This window comes from Pedococcus bigeumensis (assembly GCF_039531795.1).
GTDB lineage: Bacteria > Actinomycetota > Actinomycetes > Actinomycetales > Dermatophilaceae > Pedococcus > Pedococcus bigeumensis.
In genome coordinates, this window is sequence record NZ_BAAAQS010000005.1 from 831,504 (window position 1) to 838,579 (window position 7,076).

A 7,076-nucleotide genomic window follows, 5' to 3' on the forward strand; every position below is an offset into this window, starting at 1 on the left:
TCATGGCCTCCCGCGCCCGAGGGGTGGCGCTTCTGGGTGGAGGAGCCGGGTGCGGGGCGGGCGCCCGCGCCAGCGCAGGAACCCCCACCCGCGGATCAGCAGCTCCGGCCCGGCCCTCCGCCACCACGCCGCCGGACCGGCTTGGTCGTGGCCGCCGTCGGCGCGGTCCTGCTCGGCCTGGTTGCGCTCGCTGCGGGCCTGCTCGTCGGCGCACTGTCCGGCAAGGGTCCGCTGGGGCAGACCCGCACTGAGCAGCTGAGCACCACGACGACAACCGATGCGGTCCGCGTCGACAACAGCTGCGGGCCGGTCAAGGTGCGCGAGGGCGGCGGCGGTGTGGTCCGCACGCAGGCACGCGTCACCACGAGATTCGGCATGACGCCCAGCGTGACCAGCCGCGAGGAGGGCGGACGCGTCGTGGTCAGCACCCACTGCGGGTCGCCGTTCGGCGGCAGCGTCGCGTTGACGGTGGAGGTGCCCCCAGCGGCGGAGGTGAACGCACAAAGCAGCGCCGGGGCGGTCCAGGCCGACGGGCTCAGCGGTGCGTTGACCTTGAGCAGCAGCGCTGGCAGCGTCTCGGGTGTCGCTCTACGGTCAGCGCAGGTGAACGCCCAGAGCAGCGCTGGCTCGGTGACCCTGCGGTGGGCCGGCGAAGCCGACCCCCAGCGCGTGTCGGCGGAGAGCTCGGCTGGCTCGGTGTCCGTCCTGCTGCCGGACCGGCCAGGCACGGCATACCGGGTGGAGGCCGACACCTCGGCCGGCTCGACCACGGTGGACGTCCGCACCTCTCCCTCCGCGACGCGGGAGGTGCGTGCGCACAGCAGCGCCGGCTCGGTCACCGTCAGCTACGGGTGAGCGGGCGGCCCCGGCCCCGCTCCGCTTTGAATAGTTCGATGACGCCGATGGACTCGTAGCAGCGCAGCGTGCTGGCCGGCAGTTCCGTCAGGGCCGCGGCCTCCTTGTCCGAAGGGGGAGCGCACTTCGCCAAACACCTGATCCGCACGCCCCGCACGAGGTTGGTCACCTCGCCGCGAGGTGGGCAGCCTTGATCCCGTGCCACCCGGCATCCCTGTCGACCGCTCCGCCAGCGCGACAGACAGCGGTCGCGACAAACAACGGTGGTGAACGCAGGCACTCATGAGTTGATCTCGATTGTGGCTGTGACGTCGGGCAGACTCGGCACATGCGTGCGCGTGCCGACCATTGTGTGGCAGTGGCAGTTCTGGGAGTCCTCATGTCGGGATGTGGTCCCGGCGCGCCGTCGGACACCGGGGGGCCGAGCGCCGCGACCACCTCGTCTTTCCCCACGTCGTCCGCCGCTCCCACACCCTCGTCGGCGCGGAGTACCACCGCCACGCAAACCTCCGGGCAGTCGGTGACGTACTCGGACTCCCAGCAGGACTACACCTCCGCGCTCGTTCGCGCTTGGGGCGTCGGCGACCAGAGCAGGGCGCGCCGCTACGCGACAGTCGCAGCAGTGAAGAAGCTCTTCGGCACCATGGACCGCGGCGGTCCAGGATGGTCACTGGTCGGCTGCGACAACGCGGGCCCCCAGCCGGCGTGCACCTTCATCGACCGAGGGCAGGGACAGCGTCTCGTGATTTTCTACGACGCCTACAAGCTCGGCCAGCCTCGTGCGGTTCTAGACCTGGAGTTCATCTCAGACAACCCCACCCTCGCCACACAATAGGGACGCCTGTCTCTGCTCCTGTGTCGCCGCAAGTGTTGCCGGTCATGCCCGCTTTGAACGTGCGTGATCCCGCGGACGCGCTGTTGCGTCCCAACGCTGCGCGAACCCTCGACGCGCAGCATCTGCTTCACGGTCGTAACGTGCGACGATGGCCGCCGCTCGGCAGAGGTCGAGCACGCACGCGACATCTGATTTGTCGAGCGCGTCGCAACTCTCGAAAGGACTACCGTGGCCCGCAAGCGCTATGGCTTCTTGAACTTCGTCTTCGATGCGATTCTCACCCTGGTGACGGGTGGCCTATGGCTCATTTGGATCTTCGTTCGTGAGATGCGCAGCCGATAGCCAGTTGGCGGGTTTGGCCGGCCCGCCATCGCTCAGCCGCGCAGAGCCGCGATCCCGTCGAGCAGCAGGTCGAGACCGACGTCGAACTCATCGGCGAAGTCATACCCGGCATCGATGACCTCGGTGACGAGGGCCTCGAGGTTGGGATAGGGGCTCGGCCCTCCGTGGTCCCGCGCCGTTTCGACGACCGGGGCGGGGTCTGCGGGCAGGGCGAGCTCCTGCCGGACGAAGCCGTAGACGTAGGCGTCCAGGAACGCCAGGACCTGGGCCGACGCCCGGGCAGCGAAGCCCCGCTCGCGCAGGTAGCCGATGACGTGATCCTGGTGGGCGAGCGTGATCGGACCTGGCGCGGTCCGGGACTCGACCAGGCCGATGGCCCAAGGGTGCCGACGCAGGGCCAGGCGCTCCGACACCGACCTCGTGCGGAGCCCGGCTCGCCAGTCCTCACCTTCGGGTAGGGCCATCTCGCGGAAGACCTGGTCGACAAGGGCGTCGAGCAGCGCATCCGAGAGGACCTCAATGAGCGCCATGACATCAGCGGCGGCGACGCCGAGCGCCTTCCCTGTCGGCACCGGTCGCGCGCAACCTGCCTTGGCGAGTCGCTGGGTGGCTACCGGTCGGAAGGCTGCACGTCGGGCCGCGCCTGCGAAAGCCCGGATTCTGACGGCCCCTGCACCGGGGCGCCACCACCTCATGCTGTGGGCCGCGGCCCTGCTCACACCGGCCGTCTTCCTCGCACCGGCTGGCTTCGTCTCCAGCCGCGGCTACAGCGGAGAGTCCGAGCTCGTGGCGGCCTCCGAATCGGCTTTCGTCCGCGCCGACGTGTCGGGTCCCCTAGCCGACTCGCAGGCGCTGGCCGAGCTGACCGCCTTGTGGCGGGAGTTCCACCTCGTCAAAGCGGTCATCGCCGGCCTGCTCGTCCTGGCCCTCGTGGGACTGGCCTCGACGACGAGCCGTCGAGCGGAGGCCGCCCCACGTGGTCGTCGCCGGCGGCTCCTGCTTTCGGTCTACGGCGGCGTGGTCGCCTGGCTCCTCGGAGCGCTCACCGTCCTGCTCGCGAACGTGCAGGGCGCAGCCGCACCCTTCGCGTCAGTGGCGTCGCTGCTGCCGACCGGCCATGGAACAGGTGGGCTGGAGGTGGTCCTGAGCCACCTGCGGGGGGCCGTGGCGTCCGGGACGCCCTCACCCACTGGAGGTCTCGCGAGCCAGCTCCTGGCTGACTTCACGCTCTACCAGGCGGTGTTCGCGGTCATGGCTGCTGCCACGGGCGGCCTGCTCTCCGCCGTGACCCTGCGCGCGGTCTGGCGGCGGTGGCGGCTCCGTGGGTCGGACCGGTCCCCACGACCGACGTGGCTCGTCCAAACCATCGTGTATGGCGCGGCCGGAGGCCTGTTCCTCTTGCTGGCACTGGCGAACGTGAGCACGTGGCCACACCCCGTGCCAGCACTTCTGGCCTCCCTCGGCGGCTGACCTCGCTTCTTCGCCCACGGGTCACCCACCGCGCCCTCGCGCGTGGCGGGCGGTCTCGGCCGACTGGGCGCGTTTGGCCGTGGCCGCCGGCGGCGCGCTACCCGCCCCCGGTGACCGGCGCTCCAACTGCTGCCTCCCTGCGCACTTGAGGGTGGGTCACACCTCTCGTGTCCACCGCGACCCCTGAGGCCGGTCAGGGTCGCCTCAGGGTGAGGCTCAGGCGCCTCCCCGATGTGGGCGTCGGGCCATGAGCGCCACCATTCTCGACATGATCACAGTCGAATCACTCACGAAGAGCTACGGACGCGGCATGACCGCCGTCGACGGCGTCTCGTTCACCGCAGCCACCGGTCGGGTCACCGGGTTCCTCGGCCCCAACGGCGCCGGCAAGTCGACGACGATGCGCATCCTGGTGGGCCTCACGCCGGCCACCTCGGGGACCGCAACGATCGACGGGCGCCGGTTCATCGACCTGCCCAACCCAGGCACGGAGGTGGGTGTCCTACTGGACGCCTCCGCACAGCACGCCGGGCGCACGGGACGGGAGATCCTCACCCTCGCGCAGCGGACGATGGGCCTGCCCCGGACCCGGGTCCAGGAGATGCTCGACCGCGTCAGCCTGACCGCCAACGAGGCCGACCGACGCGTCCGCGACTACTCCCTGGGGATGCGTCAGCGCCTCGGCATCGGCACCGCCCTCCTGGGCGACCCGCGCGTGCTCGTCCTCGACGAGCCAGCAAACGGACTGGACCCTGCCGGCATACGGTGGATGCGCGACCTCCTGCGCGGATTCGCCGACGAAGGCGGCACCGTCCTGCTCTCCTCCCACCTCCTGCACGAGATCGAGGTCATCGCCGACGACCTCGTGGTCATCGGCCAGGGACGCATCGTGGCCCAGGGCACCAAGTCGGACCTGCTCGCGTCGGCCGGCACCGTGGTCCGCGCCCGCGACGCTGCCGCCCTGACGGTGGCATTGGAGAGCGCCGGCCTCGCCATCACGGCTCACCCTGACGGCAGCGTGCACACCGACGCCTCCCCCGACCAGGTCGGCGAGATCGCGCTCGCCGCACACGTGGTCCTCACCGAGCTCCGTACTGCCGACGGGGCCGGGCTCGAGGAGATGTTCCTCGAGCTCACCGCAGACACCCAGCGCGAAGGAGCAGCAGCATGACCACCACCGCCCTGCGGACCCCGACCTCCGAGTCGGCCACGTCCGCCCCCCGCGCACGCACAGCGACGGCGCGGATCCCACTGGCCCGCATCGTCGGGGTCGAGCTGCGCAAGATGTTCGACACCCGCTCGGGCTTCTGGCTGATGGCCAGCATCGTCATCACGAGCGTGCTCGCCACGGCCGCGATCATCGTGTTCGCACCGGACGACCAGCTCACCTACGACAACTTCGCGGCCGCCATCGGAGCCCCGATGACCGTCATCCTGCCGATGATCGGGATCCTCGCGGTGACCAGCGAGTGGAGCCAGCGCAGCGGGCTGACGACCTTCACCCTCGTGCCGCACCGTGGTCGAGTGCTTGGGGCCAAGTTCCTCGCAGCCATCACGGTGGGTGTCGCGTCGATGCTCGTCGCCCTCGTCGTCGGTGTCCTCGGCACGGTCGTCGGGAGTGCCATCGCCGGCGTGGACCCGGTCTGGAACGTCTCGGTGGGCCACTTCGCGACGATCGTCCTGGGCAGCGTCCTCGGCATGGTCTTCGGCTTCATGCTGGGCCTGCTCATCCGCAACTCCGCGGGGGCCATCGTCACGTACTTCGTGTACACCCTCGTCCTGCCGCCGCTGCTCGGGCTGCTCGCGGCGAACCAGAAGTGGTTTGCCGACCTGCAGCCGTGGGTCGACTACAACTACGCGCAGAGCCCGCTCTTCGACGGCGGCCTCACCAGCCAGCAGTGGCAACACCTTGCCGCGACCGGTGGGCTGTGGTTGCTCCTGCCAATGGCGATCGGGCTGCTGGTCGTCCGCCGCGCCGAGGTCAAGTAGAACCTTCAGCGGTCACGTTGGTCTCGTGGCCCGGTCGAGCCGAGTGCGCGCCAGCCAAGCGTCACACCGGTATCACGGGCTGAAAAGTCGCACAGCGAGTCGCTGCCCCTCGGTCTTGACCCCCTCCTGGACCTTGCCCAGCTCGGCCTGGAGCAGGAGTGCGGTGGTCACCAGACCGACGTGACCGGGTCACCTGATCTTGCGCAGCTCCCGCTGGATGTCCTCGTCGGTCACGTCGCGACGGAAGAACACGTCCCAGCCGGCGAGGACCAAGCCCATGCCCCACGCGGCAAGGATCCAACCGGGCCAGAAGTAGCCGGAACCCGTCAGCGCCCAGATCCCCACGATGAAGGCGCCGTTGATCACGACGTAGGCCACCACATCACTGCGGAACCTGTGCCATCGCGTCACCTCCTGGTCTGACAGCCCCCTCCACCATCACCGTCTCCCTTTCGGCGCGGGCCCCACAGGGCCGTTGGTCCCAGAGTGCCGTTGGTCCCAGAGTGCCGTTGGTCCAGGGTGCCGTTGGTCCAGGGTGCCGTTGGTCCCAGAGGGCCGTTGGTCCCACACCGCATTCCGACGCCGGCCTCGCCGTCGGGAGCCGGCCCACACCCCGGGACCGGTGCGACCTTCGCGTGGAGCCTGTGACCGCGTGTGCCCCCCGAGGAGGGTGAACGTTTACCCCCTCTCGCGCCTCTATATGGGTGGGACCATGCATGAGAGCGGTGGTGAGAACGTGAGGCAGCGCGACCAGGACGAGTTCGAGCGGGTCTTCCGCTCTGCGTACGCCGCCGTCCTCCGAACCGCGTACCTCGTGCTGCAGGACCGAGGTCGTGCAGAGGAAGTGACGCAGGACGCGTTCCTGCGCCTGTACGAGCGGTGGGGTGGCGCGGTCACTTACGAGCACCCGCAGGCATGGGTGCGCAGGGTCGCCGTCCGCGACGCGATCCGTCGCGCGAGACGAGAACGCGTGGTGTCCGTCATGGCGCCGGTCGACACACCGACGACCGGTGAGCGGCCGCCGGACATCGACCTGCTGCGCGCGGTGGGCGGTTTGCCGCCCAAGCAACGGGCTGCGGTGGCCCTCCACTACCTCGAGGACCTGCCCGTGAGCGAGGTCGCGGAGCTGATGGAGGTCGCCCCGGCAACCGTCAGGCAGCACCTCTTCAAGGCACGGTCACACCTGGCTGAACGCCTCGGCGAGTCGATGGAGGAGGTGACCGGCAATGCCCATCGATGACCGGCTCCGCGCTGGACTGCCAACCGTCCTCGACGACGGCGACCTCGACGTGGACGCAGCCCTCGGAACGCTGCTCCAGAGGGCTGGGCGGCGCAACCTGGTGCGTCGCGCGGCGTATGCCGTGGGGCTGGCTGCCGCCACGGCCGTGATCACGGTGGTGGCGTTGGGCCTCGGTGGTGGTGACTCGCGCCGGACCTTGCAGCCAGCGACGCCGGGCCGTCCAGTGCAGGTGCTGGACGCCGGCCGTGGAAGTGCTGCGGACCCCGCTCCCTTGTCCCCCGGCGCCTACGCCATCCCGTTCCTCGGCGCGGCAGACGACGCACCGTGGGGCAGGCTCGAGGTGCC

At 70.0% G+C, this 7,076-nt stretch carries 9 protein-coding genes; 7 read left to right on the forward strand and 2 right to left on the reverse strand.

Annotation, left to right across the window (positions count from 1 at the left end; translation table 11 throughout):
* Positions 1-147 precede the first annotated feature (147 nt).
* Entirely contained in the window at positions 148-855 is a 708-nt protein-coding gene (locus ABD262_RS19545) for a DUF4097 family beta strand repeat-containing protein (protein ID WP_344139954.1), read from the forward strand.
* Positions 856-1,477: 622 nt separating this feature from the next.
* Positions 1,478-1,690, forward strand: coding sequence for a hypothetical protein (locus ABD262_RS19550; RefSeq protein WP_344139957.1), 213 nt, complete (start codon positions 1,478-1,480; stop codon positions 1,688-1,690).
* Between the two features lie 374 nt (positions 1,691-2,064).
* On the opposite strand, the gene ABD262_RS19555 is transcribed toward ABD262_RS19550, so the two are convergent.
* Positions 2,065-2,562 (reverse strand): TetR/AcrR family transcriptional regulator C-terminal domain-containing protein, encoded by a 498-nt coding sequence (locus ABD262_RS19555; RefSeq protein WP_344139960.1) that lies wholly within the window; start codon positions 2,560-2,562, stop codon positions 2,065-2,067.
* Between the two features lie 163 nt (positions 2,563-2,725).
* Here ABD262_RS19555 and ABD262_RS19560 point away from each other — a divergent pair, with 163 nt between their 5' ends.
* The 3 genes from ABD262_RS19560 to ABD262_RS19570 all read left to right on the forward strand — a co-directional run bounded on the left by ABD262_RS19560 (position 2,726) and on the right by ABD262_RS19570 (position 5,491).
* Complete coding sequence (locus ABD262_RS19560; protein WP_344139964.1) at positions 2,726-3,502, forward strand: hypothetical protein; 777 nt, start codon at positions 2,726-2,728, stop codon at positions 3,500-3,502.
* 268 nt (positions 3,503-3,770) lie between these two features.
* A complete protein-coding gene (locus ABD262_RS19565) occupies positions 3,771-4,673 on the forward strand; it encodes an ABC transporter ATP-binding protein (protein WP_344139967.1) in 903 nt (300 codons plus the stop codon).
* Positions 4,670-5,491 (forward strand): ABC transporter permease, encoded by an 822-nt coding sequence (locus ABD262_RS19570; RefSeq protein WP_344139970.1) that lies wholly within the window; start codon positions 4,670-4,672, stop codon positions 5,489-5,491. Before ABD262_RS19565 ends, ABD262_RS19570 begins: the two co-directional genes overlap by 4 nt.
* A gap of 189 nt (positions 5,492-5,680) precedes the next feature.
* Here ABD262_RS19570 and ABD262_RS19575 read toward each other — a convergent pair whose 3' ends face one another.
* The gene (locus ABD262_RS19575) at positions 5,681-5,902 is read right to left on the reverse strand and encodes a 2TM domain-containing protein (RefSeq protein ID WP_344139973.1); all 222 of its coding nucleotides are present in this window, start codon (positions 5,900-5,902) and stop codon (positions 5,681-5,683) included.
* 301 nt (positions 5,903-6,203) lie between these two features.
* Between ABD262_RS19575 and ABD262_RS19580 the strand changes: the two genes are divergently transcribed.
* Positions 6,204-6,731 (forward strand): RNA polymerase sigma factor, encoded by a 528-nt coding sequence (locus ABD262_RS19580; RefSeq protein WP_344139976.1) that lies wholly within the window; start codon positions 6,204-6,206, stop codon positions 6,729-6,731.
* Positions 6,718-7,076 (forward strand): hypothetical protein (locus ABD262_RS19585; RefSeq protein WP_344139979.1); only part of this gene is annotated, 359 nt, incomplete at its 3' end. The genes ABD262_RS19580 and ABD262_RS19585, both read left to right, overlap by 14 nt.

Coding starts and splice junctions, on each gene's coding strand:
- ABD262_RS19555 (WP_344139960.1), bottom strand. CDS start 2,562: ATGGCGCTCATTGAGGTCCTCTCGGATGCGCTGCTCGACGCCCTTGTC.
- ABD262_RS19560 (WP_344139964.1), top strand. CDS start 2,726: ATGCTGTGGGCCGCGGCCCTGCTCACACCGGCCGTCTTCCTCGCACCG.
- ABD262_RS19565 (WP_344139967.1), top strand. CDS start 3,771: ATGATCACAGTCGAATCACTCACGAAGAGCTACGGACGCGGCATGACC.
- ABD262_RS19570 (WP_344139970.1), top strand. CDS start 4,670: ATGACCACCACCGCCCTGCGGACCCCGACCTCCGAGTCGGCCACGTCC.
- ABD262_RS19580 (WP_344139976.1), top strand. CDS start 6,204: ATGCATGAGAGCGGTGGTGAGAACGTGAGGCAGCGCGACCAGGACGAG.